This is a genomic window from Lutimaribacter pacificus, from assembly GCF_900142185.1.
Taxonomy (GTDB): Bacteria; Pseudomonadota; Alphaproteobacteria; order Rhodobacterales; family Rhodobacteraceae; genus Lutimaribacter; species Lutimaribacter pacificus.
The window spans coordinates 50,643-73,079 of record NZ_FQZZ01000011.1; the positions used below are offsets into that span (position 1 = coordinate 50,643).

The 22,437-nt window shown below is 61.5% G+C and carries 17 protein-coding genes; 12 read left to right on the forward strand and 5 right to left on the reverse strand.

Annotation, left to right across the window (positions count from 1 at the left end):
* The first annotated feature begins 3 nt into the window (after nt 1-3).
* The 6 genes from F3H87_RS19395 to F3H87_RS19425 all read left to right on the forward strand — a co-directional run bounded on the left by F3H87_RS19395 (nt 4) and on the right by F3H87_RS19425 (nt 9,124).
* The gene (locus F3H87_RS19395; protein ID WP_188129286.1) at nt 4-1,338 is read left to right on the forward strand and encodes a TolC family protein; all 1,335 of its coding nucleotides are present in this window, start codon (nt 4-6) and stop codon (nt 1,336-1,338) included.
* Between the two features lie 849 nt (nt 1,339-2,187).
* Complete coding sequence (locus tag F3H87_RS19405) at nt 2,188-3,246, forward strand: ABC transporter permease (RefSeq protein WP_223228140.1); 1,059 nt, start codon at nt 2,188-2,190, stop codon at nt 3,244-3,246.
* A 58-nt stretch (nt 3,247-3,304) separates the two neighbouring features.
* Nucleotides 3,305-4,315: a sugar ABC transporter substrate-binding protein gene (locus tag F3H87_RS19410; protein WP_149789580.1), complete on the forward strand. Its 1,011-nt coding sequence runs from the start codon at nt 3,305-3,307 to the stop codon at nt 4,313-4,315.
* 77 nt (nt 4,316-4,392) lie between these two features.
* Nucleotides 4,393-6,561, forward strand: coding sequence for an ABC transporter permease (locus F3H87_RS19415; protein ID WP_149789579.1), 2,169 nt, complete (start codon nt 4,393-4,395; stop codon nt 6,559-6,561).
* Entirely contained in the window at nt 6,558-7,622 is a 1,065-nt protein-coding gene (locus F3H87_RS19420) for an SMP-30/gluconolactonase/LRE family protein (RefSeq protein ID WP_149789578.1), read from the forward strand. The genes F3H87_RS19415 and F3H87_RS19420 overlap by 4 nt, the downstream gene beginning before the upstream one ends.
* A 2-nt stretch (nt 7,623-7,624) precedes the next feature.
* Complete coding sequence (locus F3H87_RS19425) at nt 7,625-9,124, forward strand: sugar ABC transporter ATP-binding protein (RefSeq protein ID WP_149789577.1); 1,500 nt, start codon at nt 7,625-7,627, stop codon at nt 9,122-9,124.
* A 135-nt stretch (nt 9,125-9,259) separates the two neighbouring features.
* On the opposite strand, the gene F3H87_RS19430 is transcribed toward F3H87_RS19425, so the two are convergent.
* The 4 genes from F3H87_RS19430 to F3H87_RS19445 form a co-directional block, all read right to left on the reverse strand.
* Nucleotides 9,260-10,468 (reverse strand): CaiB/BaiF CoA transferase family protein, encoded by a 1,209-nt coding sequence (locus F3H87_RS19430; RefSeq protein WP_149789576.1) that lies wholly within the window; start codon nt 10,466-10,468, stop codon nt 9,260-9,262.
* A gap of 70 nt (nt 10,469-10,538) precedes the next feature.
* Nucleotides 10,539-11,483 carry a tripartite tricarboxylate transporter substrate binding protein gene (locus F3H87_RS19435; RefSeq protein ID WP_149789575.1) on the reverse strand — a complete coding sequence of 315 codons (945 nt, stop codon included), beginning with the start codon at nt 11,481-11,483 and terminating at the stop codon, nt 10,539-10,541.
* Nucleotides 11,480-13,003 carry a tripartite tricarboxylate transporter permease gene (locus F3H87_RS19440; protein ID WP_149789574.1) on the reverse strand — a complete coding sequence of 508 codons (1,524 nt, stop codon included), beginning with the start codon at nt 13,001-13,003 and terminating at the stop codon, nt 11,480-11,482. The genes F3H87_RS19435 and F3H87_RS19440 overlap by 4 nt, the downstream gene beginning before the upstream one ends.
* Nucleotides 13,004-13,010: 7 nt before the next feature.
* On the reverse strand, nt 13,011-13,451 hold the full coding sequence (locus F3H87_RS19445; protein WP_188129285.1) for a tripartite tricarboxylate transporter TctB family protein: 441 nt from the start codon (nt 13,449-13,451) through the stop codon (nt 13,011-13,013).
* Nucleotides 13,452-13,683: 232 nt separating this feature from the next.
* On the opposite strand from F3H87_RS19445, the gene F3H87_RS19450 reads away from it, so the two are divergent.
* The 5 genes from F3H87_RS19450 to F3H87_RS19470 are packed head-to-tail and all read left to right on the forward strand — an operon-like array spanning nt 13,684 to nt 19,986.
* Complete coding sequence (locus F3H87_RS19450) at nt 13,684-15,213, forward strand: ABC transporter substrate-binding protein (RefSeq protein WP_149789572.1); 1,530 nt, start codon at nt 13,684-13,686, stop codon at nt 15,211-15,213.
* 21 nt (nt 15,214-15,234) lie between these two features.
* Nucleotides 15,235-16,179 carry an ABC transporter permease gene (locus tag F3H87_RS19455; RefSeq protein ID WP_149789571.1) on the forward strand — a complete coding sequence of 315 codons (945 nt, stop codon included), beginning with the start codon at nt 15,235-15,237 and terminating at the stop codon, nt 16,177-16,179.
* Entirely contained in the window at nt 16,176-18,053 is a 1,878-nt protein-coding gene (locus F3H87_RS19460) for a dipeptide/oligopeptide/nickel ABC transporter permease/ATP-binding protein (protein ID WP_149789570.1), read from the forward strand. The genes F3H87_RS19455 and F3H87_RS19460 overlap by 4 nt, the downstream gene beginning before the upstream one ends.
* A gap of 17 nt (nt 18,054-18,070) precedes the next feature.
* Complete coding sequence (locus F3H87_RS19465; RefSeq protein WP_188129284.1) at nt 18,071-19,045, forward strand: ABC transporter ATP-binding protein; 975 nt, start codon at nt 18,071-18,073, stop codon at nt 19,043-19,045.
* On the forward strand, nt 19,042-19,986 hold the full coding sequence (locus F3H87_RS19470) for an alpha/beta hydrolase family protein (RefSeq protein ID WP_149789568.1): 945 nt from the start codon (nt 19,042-19,044) through the stop codon (nt 19,984-19,986). The genes F3H87_RS19465 and F3H87_RS19470 overlap by 4 nt, the downstream gene beginning before the upstream one ends.
* Here F3H87_RS19470 and F3H87_RS19475 read toward each other — a convergent pair.
* Nucleotides 19,973-20,923, reverse strand: a complete 951-nt coding sequence (locus F3H87_RS19475) for a LysR substrate-binding domain-containing protein (protein WP_149789567.1) — start codon at nt 20,921-20,923, stop codon at nt 19,973-19,975. The genes F3H87_RS19470 and F3H87_RS19475 overlap by 14 nt on opposite strands.
* Nucleotides 20,924-21,496: 573 nt before the next feature.
* On the opposite strand from F3H87_RS19475, the gene F3H87_RS19480 reads away from it, so the two are divergent.
* Nucleotides 21,497-22,372, forward strand: a complete 876-nt coding sequence (locus F3H87_RS19480) for a helix-turn-helix domain-containing protein (RefSeq protein ID WP_149789566.1) — start codon at nt 21,497-21,499, stop codon at nt 22,370-22,372.
* The last annotated feature ends 65 nt before the right edge of the window (nt 22,373-22,437 follow it).

A 22,437-nucleotide genomic window follows, 5' to 3' on the forward strand; every position in this document is an offset into this window, starting at 1 on the left:
TGCATGATACGTTTAAGGCTGTTCAGGACGACGGTTCCGTTCATCGCCGCGTGCGTTCTCGTGGCGGGATGCGCGGCATTGCCCGAACCCGACGGGTTGGAAGCGGCGATTATCGAAAAGGCCGAGGGGCTTGCCGCCCTGACCCCCGCCGACGGAGGTGGCGGCAAAAGTGCCGCCCGCAACGGTCTGCTGCTCAGCCCCTCGGTTCGGGAAAGCGCGGGTCTCGTATCCGCCAGCGCGGACGAGGTCCGGGTACAGCGGGCGGCGTTGTTCCCGGGCCTTGCCCTGACCATGGTCGGGGGCGCCGGTGATGCCGGCAGCGGAGATCCGGCCCTGGAGCTGCAAGCCTCGCAACTGCTTTTTGACGGGGGTAACAGCCGCCGTGCCGTCAAGCTGGCCGATTTCGACCTGCAGATCGACTATATCACCTTTCAGAAAACGGTGGATGAGGTCCTGATCGACCTGCTGGCGGCCTATGATGCCGTTCAGTTGCAGGGCGACCTGCTCGAAATCTACGGGAACCAGCTGACGGCGCTGAGCGAGTTGGAGGCTCTTGTCGCAAGGCGCGTCGACAGTGGTGCCGCCTCGTCCACGGACCTTCTGGAAACCCGCAAGAGGGTGCAATCCGCGGCCTTCCTGGTGACGGATACGGAACTGGCGCTGGCCGAGGCGCGGGACCGGCTGGTTCTGCTGACGGGCCAGTCGCGGGGCGGGCAGGTTCGGATACGGCCCGCAAGCTGCAAAGCCGCGGGCGAAACCGACGATCTGCGCATAGCGCGGCTGGAGCTGGCGCGGGCGCAGCTTGCGCTTGAAAAGGCGGAAAAGGCGCGTGTTCCCCGAATCTCCCTGAAGCCGGTGATCCGCGGGGAAATTGGCGCCGGCAGGCTGCCGGCCGGGGTCGATGTCGATATCCGGTCGGACCTTCTGGAGGGCGGTGCGCTTCAGGCCAGGGCAAACGCGGCGCGCAACGCCCTTTCCGCATCGCGGGCAAAGCTGGAGAATGCCGGCCTGGAGGACAGCCTGAACGAGCGGAGGTTGCTTCGCTCGCTGGCGACGGGAGAGCGAAAGAGCGAGATGCTGCAACGGCAGATCGGGCTTCTTTCGGAAACGCGCAAACTCTATCGCAGCCAGTATTTCGACATGGGAACGCGGCAACTGTCCGAACTTCTCGACAACGAGGAGGAATATTACGGACGCCAGGCCGAACTTGCCGAACTACGCTCCGAACTTGCCCTGGACCGCCTGAATTGCGCAGTCCGAAGCCGCGTGCTCCGCCGGGAACTGGGGCTGGAGGGCAGCAGTATCTATGGCTTTCCGCTGAGCGCAGGGTCGATCTGACTAAAATGGGAGGATGGAGGCAGGCTGGTGTGATCACCGGAAACGTCCCCGATTTCGGTTAAGGTCTTTCGCATTGAATCCCCGGCCGGGCCACTGACGTGTCTATCACAACCCGTCGCCGTGACAGCGAGTTGACGCATTGTTCCGTACGTCTCACTTTCGTTGCTGAAACGTAAATGTGAACTGCGTTGCTCACAGGGAAAATCATAATCTGCGTGTCGGGGGTTCAAGTCCCTCCTCCGCTACCATTTCTTCCCTTATCGCTATCTTGTTGATTGTTGGCTGCAGTGTTCGGCCTTCGGTTGCCACCGCGAGTGCCCTTGTGCCGATGACACAACGCGGCCGGGTCGTTCACAAGCTCATAGTAACGCCATATTGAAGCGCCCTCACGAGGTGCGCTTCCTTCCTGAGAAATAACGGCTGCCTTCGGGATAGGTGCTGGCGCACAACCAAGTGTCTTGGTCCGACGTCGGAGGTTCGACAGCATACGGTGCCTGTGACGCTCATCGTAGGCCGCCGCTCCTTGATCTTGATATATCATGCCATGGCGGATTGCATTGTAGAGTAAAACGGCAATCTTGCGCGCCGTAGCCGTCACCGCCTTTTGCTTACCGATCCGCGCCGAGAGGCGTCGATAGAATGCGCCTAAGTCCGTGCCGCATTCCGCTACCAGCTTCAGCGCCAGTGATGGGTCGAGGTTGTGGATCTGCGTTAGATCCGTGCCCAACACCCGTAAAGCGCGGCCCGCACATCACAGGATGGCGTCCGGCAAAGTCCCCTGGAAGCGCAGGCATAAAAAAACCCCGAGTACGTCACAAACTGTTTGACTAGCCGACGCTCTTTGCAGTTATGTCTGACAAACAGACGATAAAACATCGCGGCGCCAAGGGGGAGTTTCACTTTGCATATGATGACTTGCATCAACCTGCCGACGATGGCGTCGACATGAAAATTCATCAGGAACTTATCGTTTTCATCATCTGGGCGATCAGTTTCGTTGCGCTTTCCGTCGCGCTTCCGAACTTCTTTACCGAAGGGAACCTGATTAGCCTGTTACGCAGTGTTTCGGTTCTGGGAATTCTCGCGATCGGGATGGCCATCGTTGTGATCGGCCGTGGGATCGACCTGGCGATGGTTGCGACGATGGCGGTTTCCGTCGCTGGGGCGATCGTGCTGCTTCAGCAGGGCTACAGTATTCCCGTCGCGCTTCTGGCCGGTTTTGTTTTCGCCGTTCTTGTCGGCACGGTCTCGGGCATTCTGATCGCCTATGTCGAGATTCCGGCACTGTTTGCCACACTGGCCATGGGGTTGTTCATCTACGGGGTGGGCCGCTTCGGGTTCTTCAACCAGGATATCGTCCTGATCCCGCCAGAGGGGGGCAGCCTGAGCTGGCTTGGTGCCGGTCGTGTGTTCGGCATTCCGGTCTCGATTCTGTTCCTGCTTTTGTTTGCCGGGCTTGTGGCGCTTTTCCTGCGATATGCGCGGATCGGCCGGTTCATTCATGCGATCGGCGACAACCCGTCCACGGCACGGATTACCGGTTTGCCGGTGCGCAAGCTCTATGTGCTTTCCTATATCCTGTCGTCGACCATCGCCTATTGCGCAGGGATCATCACGGCGACGGGCGTTGGCAGCATGAACACGCGTATCGTGAACTCGACCATGCTCTACGATGTCATTCTCGTTGTCGTCATCGGGGGGATTTCGCTGTCGGGCGGCAAGGGGGGCGTGCGGAACGTTCTTGTGGGGACGTTGCTGATCGGCACGTTGCTGAATGCAATGACGATCATGGATATCCAGTACACTGTGCAGAACGTGATCAAGAGCATGATCCTGCTGATCGCAATCATCGTTGACAGCCTGCTTAACCCCCGGGACGAGCAGACCGCGCAACAAGGAGATATCTGATTTCCCGCGAAAAACGGGATTTTGTGGAAATACCAAACCAATGGGAGGACTTGACGTTATGCGCTCATTCACAAGAGCTATCTGTACGGCCATCGGACTGGCCGCGTTTGCAGCAGGAACCGCGGCCTTAGCCGATGGTATCGTTGACCCCGATCGCGCGGGGTATCAGGAAACGTTCAAAGGCAGGAAAGTCGCCTTTCTTCCGATCTCGATGGGGTTCGACCTGAGCCAGGCCTGGAGCCATCAGCTTGAAACCCAGGCGAACGAGCTTGGATACGGTTATGAGGTGCGCGACCCGAACTGGAGCACCGATGCCGGTGCGCAGGCGCTGACGCAACTTATCTCGGAAAAGCCGGACGTGATCGTGGTACAGAACCCCGACATCCAGTCCTATGCGCGTCTTCTGAAGCAGGCAGAGAGAGCAGGGATCTACGTTCTGCAGATCAACATGAAATCCGCTTACCTGACAGAAGGTTATGTCGGCAGCGATTACAACCGCCTGGGGGAAATGGCCGCCGAACGGATTGTCGAGCAATGCGGTGAGGGAAGCGGCAAATCGGGCAAGGTTTCCATCGTGCAGGGCGTTCTGACAGGCGGCGCTTCGGTCTATCAGATCGAGGGGGTGTCGCGCGTCTTCGCCGAGCATCCCGAAATCGAGGTGGTTTCGAACCAGGCCGCCGACTGGGATGCCTCGAAGGCCAAGGCCATCACCCAGACGGTTTTGCAGCAGCATCCCGACCTTTGTGGCGTGATCGGTTTCTGGGATGGCATGGACACCGGTTCGGCCGCGGCGATCAAGGAAGCCGGAAAGACCGACGATGTCTATATCATCACCTCGGGCGGTGGCGCTACGTCGGCCTGCGATGCCGTAAGCGGTGACGTGTTCGACGCGCTGATCAACTATGACGCAATGGGGCAGGGCCGGGATCTGAACACGATGGTCAAGACCCTTCTCCAGCTCAAGCCCGAAGCGGGCTCGGTAAAGATCCTTCAGTATTCCCCGCTGACGGTCCTGACAAAGGACAGCCTGCAGGCCAACAGCTGCTGGAGCCTGCCGGAAGGCCGGTAAACCGTCTTGTAGAGTGAGAACCCGGCTTTCATGACCTTCGTGGCCGGGTTCGCCATCCCCTCTTTCTGGGTAGGAATATGACTGCGAACACTCCCAATCCGGGCGCGGCTATCGGTGCACGGAAGAAATCTCTGGCAAGCCAGCTGATCCGACTGCGCTATGATCTGATACCGGATCACCTTCTGGGTGAAATTCTGGCCAAGAAGTGGGTTGAGAATGTAGCGCCATTCCTTTTCATGGTGTTGACGATCGCGTTGTTCGGCAGCCTGATCGATGGCTTTTTCGCACCTTCGAGCATTGTCAACATGGTGCGCCAGCTTGGCGAGTTCGGGTTGATCGTATTGGCGATGATGCTTGTCATCGGAGCGGGGGGCATCGACCTGTCGGTCGGGTCCAATTTCGCACTGGCGAATTTCGTTGCCTTGGCGACCATGCACATTCTGGGCTGGCCGGTCTGGGCTGCGCTGATGGCCACATTGGCCGCCTGCGCGTTCGTCGGGCTGCTGAACGGTTTTCTTGTGGGGTTGTTGCGTCTCCGCGCCTTCCTGACGACGTTGGTCACGCTTATCATCGTGCGCGCCGTGGTGGATATGCTGCTGCTTCGGCATGCGGTGTCGATCTCGGCGGGGTTTCCCGACTCGTTGGTTTGGGATTTCATTGCGATGGGATCGGTTTTCGGTATTCCGTTCAGCGCCATCGTTCTGCTGGTCGCTGCTCTGGTCATTCACGTCCTGCTTACGCGCACACGGCCGGGCTGGCGGATCATGGCTGTCGGCGGATCGCGCCGTTCGGCACATAACTCGGGCATTTCGGTGCGCTGGACCGTCTTTGGTACCTATGTGGGCGCGGGCGTTCTGGTTGGCATGGCGGGGTTCATGTATGCCGCACGTTTGTCGAGCGCTGGCGCCGATGCCGGCATGGGGCTGGAACTGGCGGCCCTGACCGCCGCTGTTCTGGGCGGTAATGCGCTTGGTGGCGGGCGGGCGTCCTCGGCCAAAGCGATCATGGGGGCGATCACGGTTCTTGTCGTGACCAACAGCGTCATTCGCATGGGGATGCCGAGCGGCGTCGGCTCCATCGCCCTGGGGGCGGTCCTGCTGCTGGCTGCGACGCTCGATGTGAGGTTCCTGAAGAACCGCTACAAGCTGCTGGCCAGTGTCTACGTCTCACCCGTAGTGAACGAACTTCCCCCGGCGCCGCCGACGCAGGCGGGGTCCGGCTCGGCCTACGAGGTCAATGACCGGCTGCATGATGTCGAACTGATCGGGCTTGGCGAAATCGAGGCGCCCGAGGATGTGATCCTGGACCGCAACGACAACCTTTATTGCGGGTCGCGTCAGGGTGACATCGTCCGGTTCCTTGCGCCGGACTATAAGAAGAAAGAGATTTTCGCCCATATCGGCGGGCAGCCGCTGGGTCTGGCCTTTGACCGCGACGACAATCTGTACGTTTGCGTGGGCGGTATGGGACTCTACTACATCACGCCCGAGAGGGAGGTGGTGAAGGCGACCGATGAGACCAATCGGACACCTTTCTCGATCAACGACGATTCCCGGCTGAGGCTGGCGGACGATCTGGATATCGCGCCCGACGGGCGGGTGTTTTTCTCGGAGGGGACAATCCGTTACGAGATGCATGACTGGCCGGTGGATTCCATCGAGGCCAGGGGCAATGGCCGTATTCTCTGTTACGATCCGCGTGATGGATCGACCAAGACGGTCGTTCGGAACATCCGCTTTGCCAACGGTGTCTGTGTCTCGTTCGACGGCAAGTCCGTGCTTTATGCAGAAACCTTCGGCTGCACCATCAAACGCTACTGGATCGAGGGGCCGAAGGCCGGCACGGTCGAGACCATTATCGGCGCGCTTCCGGGGCACCCGGACAATATCAACCGGGCATCGGACGGGAATTACTGGCTTGCCCTGGTCGGGATGCGCACGCCCGCGATGGATCTGGCGGCCGAAATGCCCGGCTTTCGGCGGCGGATGTCGCGGCGTGTGGCGCAGGATGAATGGATCTATCCGAACATCAACACCGGTTGCGTGGTGAAGTTCGACGAAGAGGGCAACATCCTTGAGGCGCTGTGGGATCAGGCGGGCGCCAACCACCCGATGATCACCTCGATGCGTGAGCACAAGGGCTCGTTGTTTCTTGGGGGGCTGTCCAACAACAGAATCGGACGCTATCGCCTGAAAGACGCCGACCCCGACTGGACTTCTTGCGATCACTACTGGGGGAAGAAATGAGCGTTTTTCGCCGGGTGTTCAATGAACTGACAGGGCGCGGTGACGCATCGGTCCGGGTGCCGCTGCTGGATGGGGCGTTGCGGCCGAACCAGGATATCGAAGAAGCAGATACCGTCTGCGAAGCGGAAGCGCCTGATAACGTGGTTTCCTATCGCGGCGAGGTGGTTTTCTCGTCGGGTTCGAAAATCCTTAAAAGCGATGGGCAGACCGTTCTGGAAGCTCCGGCTGCGATTACGGCGCTTGCCGTTTCCCCCGATGACCGGCTTGCCGTCGGGCTGGACGGGGCGGGCGTCATGATCGTTGCGCCGGACGGGGCCGAGACGCGGGTTTGCAGTCATCTGGAAAATCCGACGGCCTTGCTTTTTCTCGATGATGCGCTGGTCGTTGCGAACGGATCGGCGAACAATCGCAACGCCGACTGGAAGCGCGATCTTATGGAAGGCGGACGGGCCGGTCTTGGAACAGGGTCGGTCTGGTTGAGCCGGGAAGGTCAGGAGACGGAGATTGCCAATGGTCTTGGCTATCCTTATGGACTCGCGCTTGCGCAGGATGGGCGGCTTGTCGTTTCCGAGGGATGGAAGCACAGGCTGCTGGCGATCGATCCGAACCGTCCCGAGAGGCGGGAAGAACTGTATTCCGATCTGCCCGCCTATCCCGCGCGTCTGGCCAGGGCAGAGGGCGGTGGATACTGGCTGGCCGCTTTCGCGCCACGCAGCCAGATGGTTGAATTCGTGCTGCGCGAAGCAGGGTACCGGAACCGGATGGTCGCGGAGATTCATCCCGATCACTGGGTGGCCCCGTCGATGAAAAGTCGTCAGTCGTTTCTGGAACCGCTGCAGGGCGGGGGCGTGAAGCAGCTGGGCATTCTCAAACCGTGGGCGCCGAGCTGGTCCTACGGGCTGGTTATCCGGCTGGGCGAGGATTTCATTCCCGTGTCCAGCCATCACAGCCGCGCTGACGGAACCCATCACGGGGTGACGAGCGTTCTGCAGGACGGCAACCGCCTTTACGTCGCCAGCCGGGGCGGAAACAAGATCCTATCTCTGCATATCGGGGGCTGACCGTGACCGACATTCTGGAGCTAAAGAATGTGACGAAGGACTATCGCGGCGTCTACGCCGTCAAGTCCGTCGACTTCACGCTGAAAAAAGGCGAAATACACGCGCTTCTCGGCGAAAACGGAGCGGGGAAGTCCACGCTGACCAAGATCATCGCAGGCGCGGTCGCGCCCAGCAGCGGCGAGATGCTGATCGACGGTGCCCCGACCAGTTTCGCGGCGCCGAAGGACGCCCTCGCCGCCGGGATCGTGATGGTCTACCAGGAAAACAGCCTGGTGCCGGCCCTGACTGTTGCGCAGAATATCTATGTCGGACGCGAGCGGTTTTACAATCGCCTGCGGGGTATCAACATTGCTGCCCAGCAGCTTATGCAATCGCTGAACTTCAACGTCGATCCGACGGCAACGGTAGCCACGCTCGGGGCCGCGCAAAAACAGATGGTCGAAATTGCGCGCGCCGTCAGCCAGAACGCGCGGGTCGTGATATTTGACGAGCCGACGGCCACCCTGACGCCCGAAGAGAAGCATCACTTTTTCGGGCTGATGCGGCGCCTCAAGCAGTCGGGTGTCGCGATCATCTTTATCAGCCATGCGCTGGAAGAGGCGTTGAACTATGCCGACCGGATCACCGTTTTGCGCGATGGCGAGATGGTGACAAACGGCCGTACGGACGCGTTCGACCGGGATTCGATCATTCGCGCAATGGTCGGGCGCACGCTGTCGAAGGACATCTATGGCACCGCTGCCGAGGAGCGCAGCATTCGCAAGCCGGGCAAGAAGGTTCTGAGCGTCTCCAACCTGTCGATGGCGAATCTGGTGAAAAGCAATTCGTTTTCCGTGTTCGGCGGGCAGGTAACGGGCATATTCGGGCTGATCGGATCGGGCCGGACGGAAACAGCCAAGATCATAGCGGGTGTTCTGAAACGCGATTTCTTTCACGGTGGGGAGGTTCATTTCCACGATCAGAGCGTGCGCTATATCACGCCGCAGCCTGCCGTAAGGGACGGGATCGTTTACGTGACCGAAGATCGCAAGCTCGAAGGATTTTTCGAGGCGATGTCGATCGGTGAAAACATCGGGATGGGCGATCAGGCGATCAATGGTGGGCCTCTTTCGGTCTACTCGATGGTGCGGGTCAGGCGGCTGGCCGGGGAATGGATCAAGTCGCTTAACATCCGCGCGATCAACGAAGATGCGAAGGTGATCGAACTGTCTGGCGGGAACCAGCAGAAGGTCGTAATCGCGAAGTCACTGGTACAGCATCCCAAGCTCATCATTTTCGACGAGCCGACGCGCGGTGTCGATGTGGGCGCGATCGTGGAGATTCACAACTTCATCAACAGTCTGGCGGATGCCGGTCTGGCGGTGGTTGTCATTTCGTCCTATCTGCCCGAGATCCTCGCGATTTCAGATCGGGTTCTGGTCATGCGCAATGGACGTATCGTCGAAGAGTTCGACGGGGAAACGACGACCGAGGAAAAGATCATGTACGCCGCCGTGCATTGAGGAGCGCAGGCCTCGATCCGGGGAGTGATAGGCTGCTTCCCGGACCTGAGACACGATTCCGATACCAGTCTGGCAGCAAGGCCGGCATGGGTCGCAGGCAGAATACGGCGACCCAAGCCGGCCTTTCTGTCCGTTCTAGCCGATCACGGCCGCGTCGCGAAGCTGGCGGATTCGGTCAGGGTCGATCGAAAGCCTGGTCAGGACCGCCTCCGTATCGGCGCCGAGCGGACGTGGTATCTCTTGCGGGCTGATGGCCTGACCGTTCACAAGGAAACTGAGAGATGGGACATGGACCGAGTGATCCACGTCGCCCGTCACCGTCATTCGGCGTGTGATGCCACGAGCGTGCAGATGTTCTTCGGCCAGCGCTTCGTCGAGGCCGCGGACTCGGGCGGCGGGCACTTTGTGCTCGGCCAGAAGTGCCTCCCATTCAGCGGCAGTTTTCGTCAGGAAGATCGCGTTCAGCTCTGCCCGGAGCGAGGGCGCGTTCGCTGCGCGCATTTCGGAGGTTGCATAGCGTGTATCCTCGAGGATGTCGCCCCGGCCGAGCGCATGACAGAGCCGGGCGAATTGCGCGTCATTGTTGGCCGCCAGCATCAGCAGGCCGTCGGGTGTCTCGAACGCGCCGGAGGAGGGGCTGGCGCTCCACGCTTCGTTGCCGTTCGGGGCAGGCACCCAGCCGGAAGACAAATGCTGTGTCATGAGCGACGCCATGAGCATCAGTGCCGTGTCCAGCATTGCCACGTCGAGCTGCACGCTGGTTCCGGTGCGCCGCACCTCGTGCAGGCCCGAGACGATGGCAAGGGCGGCGTTCATCCCGGTGGCATAGTCGACATAGGGGGCCCCGACCTTGGTCGGGCCGCCTTCGGCTGTGCCGGTGGTCTTCATGATGCCGCACATGCCCTGGATGATGTGATCGTAGGCGGGGCGTGGCGCGAAGGGGCCGGTCTGCCCGTAGGCAGAGATCGAGCAATAGAGGATCTTCGGGTTCAGCGCCTTTGTCTCCGCGTAGCCCAGACCGAGGTTTTCGGCCACGCCCGGCTTGAAATTCTCGACGAACACATCGGCATCTGCGACGATCTGCTTCACGATTTCCAGTCCCGCTTCGGACTTGAGGTCAATCGCGACGGATTTCTTGCCCGCGTTCTGGGTCATGAAACCCAGCCCCATCTTGCGGGCTGACAGGTCCTTGAGCGGCCCGAGGTCGCGGGTCCAGTCGCCCTGACCGGGTTTCTCGATCTTGATGACCTCGGCCCCCATGAGGGAAAGCAGGTAGGTGGCGTAGGGTCCGGCGAGGATCTGGCTCAGGTCAACGACCTTCACACCCTTGAGTGGCTGGAACATGCGGCCTCTGTCGGTTCGTGTTGGGAAGGACCGCGGGCCATCCGGGGCCCGCGGCGCGAGGTGGGGCGGATCAGTTTCCGCCGGTCAGGATGACCTTGTTCTTGTCGTAAGTCTCCTGCATCTCCTTCGCCGCGGCCGCAGCATCGTAATACATGATCGGGATGTTGGCGGTTTCTGTGACCTTGACGAATTCAGGGTCTGTTTCGGCCGCTTTCAGTGCCGAGCTGATCCGGTCGAGGATTTCCCGCGGAGTGCCCTTGGGCAGGATGATCACGGTCCGCGTATCCATGGCGAGGGGGAAACCCGCCTCTTCGATGGTCGGCACGTCGGGCGCCGAGGGATGACGAAAGGTCGTCGTCGGCGCGATTGTCTTGATCTCGTCCGGGTAGCGATAGTGAATCCCGCCCGAGAAGGCGACGGCGACCTGCTTGGCAAGCAGCGTGTTCACCATTTCCGAGCCCGATTGCACCGGCACGGCATTGGCCTGCAGGCCCTCTTGTTCGGCGATCCGGTCCATGTACATCCGCGCCTCGGCCGACAGGGCGGCATAGGCGAAGTCGGGGTTTTCCCTGGCCCAGGCGATGAAGCCCGTCAGATCCTCATAGGGTGCGTCCTTCGGTGCGGCGAGGCCGGTCTGATAGGCGGTGATCATCCCGGCATACTCGAAATCGTCGGGCTTGAAATCGACGCGGTCCATCAGGAAGGGCGCAGCGTTGATCACGGCGTTCGACTGGAACAGGATCGTGTAGCCATCGGGCGCCATACCCCTGAGCTCGTTCGCTGCCACGGCCCCGCCCGCCCCAGGTTTGTTCACCACGTTGACGGGCTGACCCAGCTGGTCTGCCAGCACCTTGGCGGAGGCGCGGGCGATGAGGTCGGTCTGCCCGCCTGCGCCGTAGCCCACGAGCATGGTGATCGGCTTAGTCGGATATTCGTCCTGCGCCATGGCCGGAAGGCCGGTCAGCGCGAGCGCAAGACCCGCTGCTGTGGCCAGAAGCGTGCGTCTGGTTGTCATGATAGTTCCTCCCTTTTGGTGTCGATGGTTCCGACGGATTGACGCGCCTCTTTCCGTGCGACGGCCAGAACGGTGGCGATTGCGGCAAGGAAAAAGGCAATGGCAATTGGGTGTTTGACGAGATTCGCCCAGTCGTGGTTCAAGAGTTGTAGTGACTGGCGAAAGCTCAGCTCCAGTTTCGGGGCGACCACGAACCCGATCAGGAACGTCACGAAGCTGAAGTCCAGCTTGCGTGACAGAAACCCGATCAGGGTGAAGGCAAGCATGATGTAGATCGAGAAAACGCTCGAGGTTTCCATGTATGCGCCGACGCAGCAAAAGAGCAGAACACCGGGGATGATCAGGCGCAGCGGCACCCGGATGATCATCGCGAAGATCCGCTGCCCCGCATAGCCGAGCGCGAGCATGATCAGGCTGGCCGACAGCATCGCGATGTAGAGATCGGCGACGAGGCGCGGCTGTTCGGTGAACATGCGGGGGCCGGGGGTCAGGCCGTGCAGGATGAAGGCGGCGATCAGGATTGCGGCGATGACGCTGCCCGGAATACCAAGCGCAAAGAGCGGGATCAGCGACGAGGGCACAACGGCATTATCGGCGCTTTCCGATGCGGCTACGCCTTCGATCATGCCGGTTCCGAATTTCTCGGGCGTTTTCGACGCGCGTTTGGTCGCGCCATAGGACAGGAAGGATCCGACGCTGGCGCCAAGGCCCGGCAGGATGCCGACGATGGTACCGATCAGCGAGCCGCGGGCGATCACCGGGGCGCAGCGCCGCCATTCCGGGCCGGTGATGCGTCGGTCGTCGGGATTGTCGCTGTCCTTCATCCGCTCGGTCTGGGCGTCCAGTTCGCGGAGATTGCCGGCCTGAACGATCATCTCGGCCACGGCGAGCATCCCGATGGCCATGGGTACCAGAGAAATGCCATCGTCCAGTTGCAGGAAGCCGAAGGTCAGACGGGGGACGAAGGTCTCGGTTTCCATCCCGACGGTGGCGAAAAAGATGCCGAAGCAGGCCGCGATCAGCCCCTTGATCATCGAGCCGCCCGACAGGCCGCCAATGAAGGTGAGCGAAAAGACAAGGATCGCGCAAAGCTCTACTGGCCCGATCAGCAGGGCGTAGCGGGCCAGCGGGGCGGCAAGCAGGATGAGTACCACGGTCGATACGAAATCCCCGATAACCGAGGCGAAGAGACCCATTTTCAGGGTTTTCTGCGCCTTGCCCTGCCGCGCCAGCGGATACCCGTCGAGGGCTGTGGGCGCCGAGGACGGCTCTCCGGGTGTGTTTAACAGGATGGCCGAGACGGCGCTGCCCGCACCCGATCCCTTGGCGATGCCGATCAGCAGGCCGAGGGCCGAGACGGGATCAAGGTAGAAGGTCAGCGGTATCGACACTGCGACGCCGGTGGCCTTGCCCAGCCCCGGGATCGCGCCCAGGATATAGCCCAGCAGCACCCCTCCGGCGACCCAGAACAGCGAAGGTCCGGTAAAGACGTCCTGTATGGCGATCAGAAGATACTCCATCACCACCTCACAGGATTGCCGTTCCGAGAATCTTGTAGAACAGGACCCAGAGCAGAAGCATCAGGGCCACGGGCATTCCGGCCACGATCAGTGGGCGGCGCTCTCCCAGAACCACCAGGGTTCCCGCCACCAGCACGCTCCCGAAGGCGAGAGCACCGATCGTCAGGTAGAGGGTGATCGAGACGGCGAAGACACCCGAGATGAGGGCGAGCGCGCGCAGTTCTTCGCGGCTGAACGGTGGCGGATCGTCACGTCCGGCGGGCTCGAGGTTGGTGAGGACAAGCAGGACCGACAGAACCAGCACCGCACCCATCATGAGCTGCGGCACGAGGCGAGGAGACATCATGCCGGCCGGTCCGTTCTCGATCTGCCAGGGAATGACGACCAGCAATGCAAGGATCGCTATGGCCGCCAGCACAAAGCCGGAGATGGCGTTCGCTCTTCTCATGATTCCTCCCATGCCGGACGCACCGGTCCCTTTCAGTGGTAGCGGGATACAGGGTTAACAAATACTAGAAATTTTCTTTCATACGATAAGTCAGATTTATCACTGTATGATGTCCGATCTCAGCATCGAGTGATCACCTCAAGTAATCATATTCAAGAAAGTTCTGACTATTCCTGATGTTGGGCGCCGCATACTTCTGAAGGTGAGGAGAACCAGGCGGGGAGGGCCTGACATGATCTATTCCACCAGGCGATTTTTGCTGTCCGTAGCCGCGGGGCTGGCCCTGATGGCCGCAACCGTGCCCCAGAAGGTTGTTGCAGAGCCTTCCGGCACGTTGCGGCTGGGCGAACAGGCCAAGCTGATCACGATGGACCCGCACCAGCATTCGGGCGGCGGTATCGGTTATCTGAGGCCGGTCTACGAGTCGCTTTTCGACCATGACGAGGACAACAACCTCGTGCCGCTCCTTGCGGAAAGCTATGAGGTCGACGGGGCGAAGATTGTCATTACGCTCAGGCCGGGCATCACCTTTTCCGACGGCGAGCTTCTGACAGCCGAGGTGGCGGCCGCCAATATCAACCGGGTGATCGGGCTGGGCATCCAGGCCTCGATGAAACTGGCCGAGAAAGCTGAGGTCACGGGCGAAAACGAGATCACCCTGACCCTAGCGAGCCCCGACCCGTCGATCATTGACGCTCTTTCCGGCACGGCCGGAATGATGATCAGCCCCAAGGCGATGGAGGACCCGGCGCTGGACCGCAACCCGGTGGGCACTGGCCTCTATGTCTACTCGCCCGAGGAATCGCGCGAGGGTGAGCTGCGGGTCTACCTGCCGAACCCGACCTACCGCGATCCCGAGCTTCAGGGCGTGGCGCGGCTGGAACTGAGCGAGATTCCTGACGCGACCGCCATGGTCAACGCGCTCAAGACGGGTCAGATCGACCTCGCCATCTTCCTGTCGAGTCCGCAGGCCGCCATCGTCGATCGTACCCCAGGCATCAAGCTTCTCCGCCAACCGGGAGGCACAACCTATCACCTTGGCATCATGGACCGCGAAGGGACGAGGGTTCCGGCCTTCGCGGACAAGCGTGTCCGCATGGCCATGGCCCATTCCATCGACCGGGCGGCCTTTTCCAAGGCGGTGGAATTCGGCCTGTCGCAACCGGCCTATCAGGCCTATCCCGAAGGGCTCTGGCCGCATGATCCGGCGGTCGGAGAGAAATATGCCTACGACCTCGATAAGGCGAAGGCGCTGATGAAAGAGGCCGGATACGAGGACGGGTTTGAATTCGACATACCGTCGATCCCGGTTTTTGCCTCGCGGCTCGAGGCGGTGGCGGGCTTTTTCAAGGAAATCAACATCACGATGAATATCGTGACCGTCGAACCGGGCACGCTGGCACGGCGCAGCATGTCGACGGATTTCCCGGCCACGAACCTTGTGTGGAACACCTTTCTCGACCCGAAATATCTGACGACTTATTATGTTGCGAAAGAGGCGCTTTTCAATCCGTACCGGATCGCGCCGGACCCTGAGCTGATGGAGTTGAGCGAGGAAGGCCTGAACCGGGTTGAATACGCGGAGCGTGCGCCGATCTATAACGAGATGTTTCGCAAGGTGTCGGATGAGGCCTATATCATCTTCATCACCACCACGCCGATCCTCTTCGGCGCGACCGATGTCTTTGCCGCCAATCCGACGCTGCGGCTCCGCCCCGGAACCGATACGCCGATCCTTCATGGCCTGCGTGTCGACAACTGAGCCGGACGGAAAGGTCAGGGAATGGGACGTCTGATTGCGCAACGGCTTCTGGCGATGCTGCCGCTCCTGCTGATCGTGTCCTTCCTGACCTTCTCTCTTACAGCGATGCTGCCCGGTGATCCGGCCGACCTGATCCTGGGTGACAGGGCGACAGAGGCACAGTACCGCATGGTGCATGAACGCCTCGGTCTCGATCAGCCTTTCTTGCTGCGCTATGTTCAATGGTTGCAGCGGGCGGTGCTGGGGGACCTCGGTACCTCCTTCTTCAATTCGGTCCGTGTCATGGATGCGGTGGCGCAGCGGATACCGGCAACGGTGTCGCTGACCCTTGCCTCGGTGCTCATCTCGATTGTTGTGGGCCTGTCGGCCGGAGTCGCGGCGGCGCTGAGGCCACGATCCTGGATCGACCGGCTGGCCACGTTCGGCGCAACGATCGGGCAGGCGATTCCGAATTTCTGGTTCGGCATCCTTCTGGCCGGGGTCTTCGCGGTGAACCTGCGATGGTTTCCGGCGACGGGATATACACCGTTCGGCCAGTCGCCTTTGGGCTGGCTGTCGAGCATCACGCTGCCCGCGCTGGCCCTTGGTCTTTCGACAAGCGCGGCCATCGCGCGGCAGGTTCGCTCGGCCATGGTCGGCGTGCTGCAGCAGGACTACGTTCGCGCAGCATTGGCGCAGGGTTTGAGCCGCCGCCGCGTGATCTTCAAGCACGCGTTGAAGAATGCTCTGATCCCGGTGGTCACGGTCCTGTCGTTCCAGGTTACCGTTCTTCTCGGCGGTGCGCTGATCGTGGAGCATGTCTTTGCCATCAACGGTATCGGGTCCCTCGCCGTGGCCGCGGTGCGGCAGCAGGATATCCCGATGATCCAGGGCATCGTTCTGGTGCTGGTCATGATCGTGATGGCGGTGCAGCTTTGCACGGACATTCTTTACGGTCTTATCAATCCCAAGGCCCGGCCCGCATGACGCCCCGCAAGACCCGGCTCTGGCTTCAGCCGTCCTATCTGGCCGTCATGGTGCCCTCTGTCCTGGTGCTGGCAACGCTGGTCGTCTGTGCGATCTTCGCCGACTGGATCAGCCCCTACGACCCGCTCAAGCAGGATCTGATCTCGGCGCTTCAGCCGCCCTCGGCCAGGCATTGGCTGGGCACGGACGATCTGGGCCGCGACGTGCTGAGCCGCCTGATCCATGGCTGCAGGATCGCACTGATCGCAGCGGCGGAAGCGACGGGGATTGCGGTGCTTATCGGGGTGCCGATCGGCATGTTCGTGGGTTTTCGTGGCGGATGGTGGGACTGGATCACCATGCGGATCGTCGAAGCCATGGTATCGATCCCCGGCATCATGGTTGCCATCGTTATTATCGCGATCCTGGGCACCGGGCTGCACCGGGCGATGTTTGCGCTCGGTATCCTCTATTCTACCGCCTTCCTGCGGCTTGCGCGGTCCGTCGTGCTGGCCGAGCGGGAGGAGGTCTATGTCAAATCGGCCCGTGTGATCGGTGCCTCCCCGAGCCGTGTTCTGCTGCGGCATATCTTTCCCAATATCGCGCCACCGCTTATCGTGCAGATCACCCTGACGGTTGGCGCGGTCCTGCTGGCCGAGGCCGGGCTGAGCTTTATCGGCATCGGCGTGCAGCCCCCGAACGCAAGTTGGGGAACGATGCTGAACACCGCCGCCGTCTTCATGGACCTTGCGCCCTTCCTCGCCCTTCCTCCGGGATTGGCCATTGTGGCGACGGTGCTGTCGGTCAACCTTCTTGGCGACGTGATCCGCGACAGTATCGGGCGCGGCATCCGCACGGCGACCCCGCCCCGGGGGCGGGTGCAGCGGGCGGCGACGGTTGCCTCCGACCCCGTGATGCCGCGCGAGGACGACGTTCTGCGGGTCGAGGGGTTGGAGGTCTTCGTGACCGCCAAGACCGGCGAGGAGGTTCAGGTCCTTTCGGACCTGAGCTTCTCCATCGCGCGGGGTGAGACTCTCGGACTGGTCGGGGAAAGCGGATCGGGCAAGACGATCACCGGGCTTGCGATCATGGACCTGATCGGTGCGGGCGGGCGCGTGACCGGCGGCAAGGTGATGCTGGACGGCATCGACCTGCGCGGGCTGTCGCGTCGCCGGATGATCGAGGTGCGGGGCAACGACGTGGCGATGGTCTTTCAGGATCCGACCACGAGCCTCAATCCCGCCTACACGGTCGGCAACCAGATCGCCGAGGTGCTGCGCCGGAAAAAGGGGCTCGGCACGACCGAGGCGCAGAAACAGACGGTGGAGCTTATCGACCGCGTCGGTATCCCGGGTGCGGCTGAACGGGCAAAAGCCTACCCACACGAACTTTCGGGCGGCATGGCGCAGAGGATCGCGATCGCGCGGGCGTTGTCGTGCAATCCCAAGCTTTTGATCGCGGACGAACCGACGACTGCGCTGGACGTGACGGTGCAGCAGGAAATCCTCGACCTGTTTCGCGATCTGCAAGAGGAGTTCGGGATGGCCATGCTCTTTGTTACCCATGATCTTGCCGTAGCGGCCGATATCTGCGACCGGATCAGTGTGATGTACGCCGGCGAGATCGTTGAGACCGCACCGGTCAATGCCCTGTTCGCCACGCCGCGTCACCCCTACACTGCGGGCCTGCTCTCGGCCTCACCGCACGGGTCGGACGGGACGCCACCGCTTCCTACGATCCCCGGATCGGTGCCGACGCCCGGCCAATGGCCCGAGGGCTGCCGCTTTTCCGCCCGTTGCCCTTACGCGACAGCGGCCTGCAAGGTCCGCGTGCCTTTGATCCAGGGGGTTCGCTGCGTCCGTTCGGACGAGATCAGGCCGGGAAGGGCGGCATGAGCGATCTGGTCGAAATCGTGGACGTCACGGTCACCTACTGGTCCCGTCCGGGTCTCGGGCTGCGGCCAAAACCTTTCCACGCGGTGAAGAACGCCACCCTCGCCATCGCCACCGGAAAAACGCTCGGGCTGGTCGGTGAATCCGGTTCGGGCAAATCTTCTATTGCGAATGCCCTGCTCGGGCTGGTGCCCGTCGGGTCCGGGACGATGCGGTTCGACGGGCAGGATCTGGCCGCAATGACCGGCGGCTATCCGCCCGAGGTGCGCAAGCGCATCCAGGCGGTGTTCCAGGATCCCTATTCCTCGCTGAACGGAGCCATGACGGTTGAGCAGATCGTTTCCGAACCGCTGCGCGTGCATACGGAGACGGGCGCGGAAGATCGGCGGCAGCGGGCGGCGGAACTGCTCAGCCTCGTTGGCCTCGACCCCGCGCATCTGGGGCGGTACCCGCACGAGTTCTCGGGCGGACAGCGGCAAAGGATTGCCATCGCCTCCGCTCTTGCGCTCCAGCCCAGGCTGATCGTGCTCGACGAGCCGGTCTCGGCGCTTGATGTCTCAACCCAGAACCAGATCATCAACCTGCTTTACGAGAGGCAGGAAGAGTTGGGGATTGCCTATCTTCTGATCGCACACGACCTTGCGCTGGTGCATCACATCTCGGATCGGATCGCGGTCATGTATCTCGGCCATATCGTTGAGGAGGGGCCCGCTGACCGTGTCTATCACGCGCCGGCGCATCCTTATACCAAGGCTCTTCTCGACGCTGTTCCGCTGCTGGACCCGGAAAGGCAGCGCCAGCGGCGTGCAGAGCGGAAGAGGGAAACGGTGCCCGATTTGCCGCGGGCGGCCGACAGGGGCTGCGCCTATTCCAACCGCTGTCCGTTCGCGATGAACCGTTGCAGGGTCGAAGCTCCACCGGCCTATGCGGTCCAGGAAGGCGGGACGGCAGCCTGTTTTCTTTTGGACGAGAATGAAAAGGAGACCCGGACATGAGCACCCCATGGCACATGCTTACCCGCGCCGGTCCGGTGACCTTTTCAGAGGAGGTGACGCTGCACGATACCGAGGGCGACCTGCCCCTGACGGTCCGGTGGCCGCAGGAGGGGGCAGCACGCGGGACTGTAGTCTTCTGTCATGGTTTGGGATCATCGCGGGCCGCCTATGGCGAGTTGACGGAGGTCTGGGCGGCGCATGGTTATGTGGTTATACAGCCGACCTTCCCGGATTCGATTAACGTGGTGGCGGCGGAGAATCCCGGCCTCGGCCTCGACCCCGGTGCGGACCTCTCGGGGTGGACCGCAAATCCCGGTCTCCGTGCCGCGATGCATGCCGTGCTGCATGACCCGGACTACTGGTTGCACCGCGTTCGGATCGTCAGGCGGATCATGGGCTGCCTGCCGGACATTCTGCGCCAGGCCCGGGGCACTGCGCGAGGGCTGCCCTGCGCCATCGCCGGCCATTCCTTTGGCGCCTATACCGCGCAGCTTTTCGCCGGGGCGGAGATCGACTTGCCGGGGCAGGGCGCGACCCGGTTCCGTGACGACCGGTTTTCGGCGGCCCTGGTCCTCAGCGGGCAGGGTCTGGACCAGCAGGGCCTGCGCAATGGATCGTGGGACGGGTTGACCGGGCCGGTGCTGACCGTGACCGGTACGAAGGACGGTGGCGCGAAGGGACAGGACTGGCACTGGAAATGCGAGCCCTACGAGTTCAGCCCGGCAGGGGACAAATACCTCGTCGTTCTGGAAGGCGGCGACCACTACCTTGGCGGATTCACCCCTGGCGAGGAAGGTATCACTGAGCAGAAAGAGGCGGTGCGCGGGGTCACCCTTGCCTTCCTCGATGCCTATCTGGCGGGCGACATGCGGGCGCAGAACTGGCTCCGGCTTGTCGAGGACCGGATCGGCACGGCCGGGGTGCTTTTCAAATCGAAGTGACCTTTGCGGTTTGTCGCGCCACTTTTCTCAGTGTGTCGCGCAGTATCTGGACCGCACTCAACTGTTCGTTTTCGACCAGCGTGAAGAGGCCAAGCTGAACCGCCGGCATGGCGAGCGAGGGAAGGTCCAGCGCGACGAGACCGGGCTCCGATGCATCCAGCGCGTTGCGGGGAACGACCGTCAGGACCCCCGCGCGGCGTGCGAGGATCAGGAGCGAGTTCGGATCGGCCGCAATCTCGTACCGGGGATTCGCCATCGGCAGCCCGTTGTTTCGCAGTCCGCTGTCGATGGCGACCCGGTTGCGCGAATCCTCGGGCGGCAGGGCCCAGGTATGTCCGGCCAGATCCGCCACGGTCAGATCGGACTTGGATGCCAACGGGTGCGTGTCGGCGCAGACCACCACAAGTTCCGTTGTCATCAGCGGGTCATGGCGTAGCGCGACCGCCGCTTCCGGCGCGACTTCGTCCCAGTCGATCCGTCCGACATAGCAGTCGATCTCGCCGTCCCAAAGCGCGTGGGTCATCGCATTGGCGAGGCCGGTGCGGATGACGAATCGCAGCCCGGTCTCGGCAAAGGTCGGATAGCTGAGCGCGGCGGGCAGCAGGTCCAGCATGACCGCCGGGTTGGTCCCGATCCGAAGGACGGGTGGCTGCGCGCTGTCCAACTGATGCGCAAGGTGCGTGAAGGCCGCCAGGCCGGCTCGCGTCCTTTGCAACGCGATCCGCCCATCGGGACTGAGAGACACGCCGCGGACGGAACGATCGACCAGTTCGCTGCCGAAGGCGAACTCAAGATCCTTTACCATCTGCGACACGGCGGGCTGCGTCAGCCCCAGCTCCATCGCCACGGCGCGGAGCGAACGGTGCCGGTCGATCATCTCCAGTAGTCGGAGGTGGCGCAGACGCAGGCGATCGAGGTGTTGCGGAGAATGTGGCATAAGAAAAATCTTTAGGGCCGAGGGTATCGAAAAGCATCATCTATCATCCATCCGACCAAATCCAGCGATATCACAGACGACAGCGTCAGGAAGATGATCAGAAAGATCACAATCAGGACGGCCAACATGAGGTAGGTGATCCGATTCACATATGCCAATGTTGCCTATCGGGCTTGATTTTTGACGAAGCATCCCGAAAGCTATGTGGTGGGAAGTGGCATGTTCAAAAGGGCTGATCTTGTCCAAGCGACAGGTGGACCTGATAGTGCATAGTGCCTAATCCTGAGATTTGAGAACTTCAGTTGATATGGCGCTGTGATTGCCTGGCGTGACCATATAAAATGAAAGGGACAGCCGAAGCCGCCCCAAGGAGTCACGCCACCATCCGTGTAGACGACTTGCTCCCGGGTTGCCTGTGGCCACCCAAGATTTCACTATTCCGGCCCTGACTTGTTGCGGGGCGCGTTAGGTCGCATAATAAACGGCAAAGCCAGTCTGAATCGCGCATTAGTTATCTCGCGTCGCGCATTGGACAGCCAAGCCCCAGCATGTTGAACTCGGAGCCTGAGCGGAATGGGCTACAACCACGATTTCTCTGGTCTCACTGAAAAGTTGCATTGCGTCTCGCCCGTGCAATGGCGGCAGTTCGAAAACCTGTTGATCGCCCATTGGGAGGCCAGCGGTGATCGCGGCGCAACGGGGCAGTATGTCTCGGCCAATCCACGGCTGAGTATCTTTTTTGACGACATGAGTTCCATCTCCGCGACGACGGGGAACGGGACACACAAGCTTGCCCGCGCCATTTTCGTCCCGGCAGGCATGGAGCTTCGGACCTGCTTCTCGAAGCGGCTCAGGTTCGCGCATGTGGATATCCATATGGACTATTCCTGGGCCGTCCAGTTCCTGTCCGCCGCGCTGCCCAGATCAATGGCAGTGCAGGTCCTGGAGAAGCCGGCCGAGCGGAACGATATTTCGGATATCGAGCTGCTTGCGCGATTGCTGGTTAACGAGATACGCAATCCGACCCGCCACGACCTTTTTGCGGAAAACCTTGCCAATTGCCTGATATCGGGGGTGCTGGATGTGGATCAGCGAAGGCCCGACACGGGCAATGCGCGTTTGACCGCCGCCCAGATGCGGAAGGTCGCGCTTCGTTTCGAAGACGGTGGTGGACGACGGATGAGCACGGCAGAGATGGCCGGTGCGGTGAACCTGTCAGAAAGCTGGTTCTCGCTGGTGTTCAAGAACACGACGGGAATGTCGCCTCACCAATGGCAGTTGAACAAACGGGTCGATCAGGCGCGGGAGCTTTTGGCGGACACCGATCTTAGTGTGGCGGACATTGCCGATCGTCTCGGTTTTTCGGACCAGGCCCATCTGACCAGGGCCTTTCGCCAGCTTGTCGGCAAGACGCCTGCAAGCTGGCGCCGGGATCAGCAGCTTCGCTGATCATGGTGGGCGACGCGAGCTTTGCCGACCCTTGCCCCCGTTCGTCCCGTAGGATTGAGGGCAAA

Bases quoted from the DNA above. Each gene is read 5' to 3' on its own strand.
- F3H87_RS19435 (WP_149789575.1), bottom strand. From the start codon at position 11,483: ATGACAACCAGACGCACGCTTCTGGCCACAGCAGCGGGTCTTGCGCTC.
- F3H87_RS19395 (WP_188129286.1), top strand. From the start codon at position 4: ATGATACGTTTAAGGCTGTTCAGGACGACGGTTCCGTTCATCGCCGCG.
- F3H87_RS19430 (WP_149789576.1), bottom strand. From the start codon at position 10,468: ATGTTCCAGCCACTCAAGGGTGTGAAGGTCGTTGACCTGAGCCAGATC.
- F3H87_RS19445 (WP_188129285.1), bottom strand. From the start codon at position 13,451: ATGAGAAGAGCGAACGCCATCTCCGGCTTTGTGCTGGCGGCCATAGCG.
- F3H87_RS19410 (WP_149789580.1), top strand. From the start codon at position 3,305: ATGCGCTCATTCACAAGAGCTATCTGTACGGCCATCGGACTGGCCGCG.
- F3H87_RS19470 (WP_149789568.1), top strand. From the start codon at position 19,042: ATGAGCACCCCATGGCACATGCTTACCCGCGCCGGTCCGGTGACCTTT.
- F3H87_RS19440 (WP_149789574.1), bottom strand. From the start codon at position 13,003: ATGGAGTATCTTCTGATCGCCATACAGGACGTCTTTACCGGACCTTCG.
- F3H87_RS19450 (WP_149789572.1), top strand. From the start codon at position 13,684: ATGATCTATTCCACCAGGCGATTTTTGCTGTCCGTAGCCGCGGGGCTG.
- F3H87_RS19405 (WP_223228140.1), top strand. From the start codon at position 2,188: ATGTCTGACAAACAGACGATAAAACATCGCGGCGCCAAGGGGGAGTTT.
- F3H87_RS19455 (WP_149789571.1), top strand. From the start codon at position 15,235: ATGGGACGTCTGATTGCGCAACGGCTTCTGGCGATGCTGCCGCTCCTG.
- F3H87_RS19460 (WP_149789570.1), top strand. From the start codon at position 16,176: ATGACGCCCCGCAAGACCCGGCTCTGGCTTCAGCCGTCCTATCTGGCC.
- F3H87_RS19420 (WP_149789578.1), top strand. From the start codon at position 6,558: ATGAGCGTTTTTCGCCGGGTGTTCAATGAACTGACAGGGCGCGGTGAC.
- F3H87_RS19415 (WP_149789579.1), top strand. From the start codon at position 4,393: ATGACTGCGAACACTCCCAATCCGGGCGCGGCTATCGGTGCACGGAAG.
- F3H87_RS19480 (WP_149789566.1), top strand. From the start codon at position 21,497: ATGGGCTACAACCACGATTTCTCTGGTCTCACTGAAAAGTTGCATTGC.
- F3H87_RS19475 (WP_149789567.1), bottom strand. From the start codon at position 20,923: ATGCCACATTCTCCGCAACACCTCGATCGCCTGCGTCTGCGCCACCTC.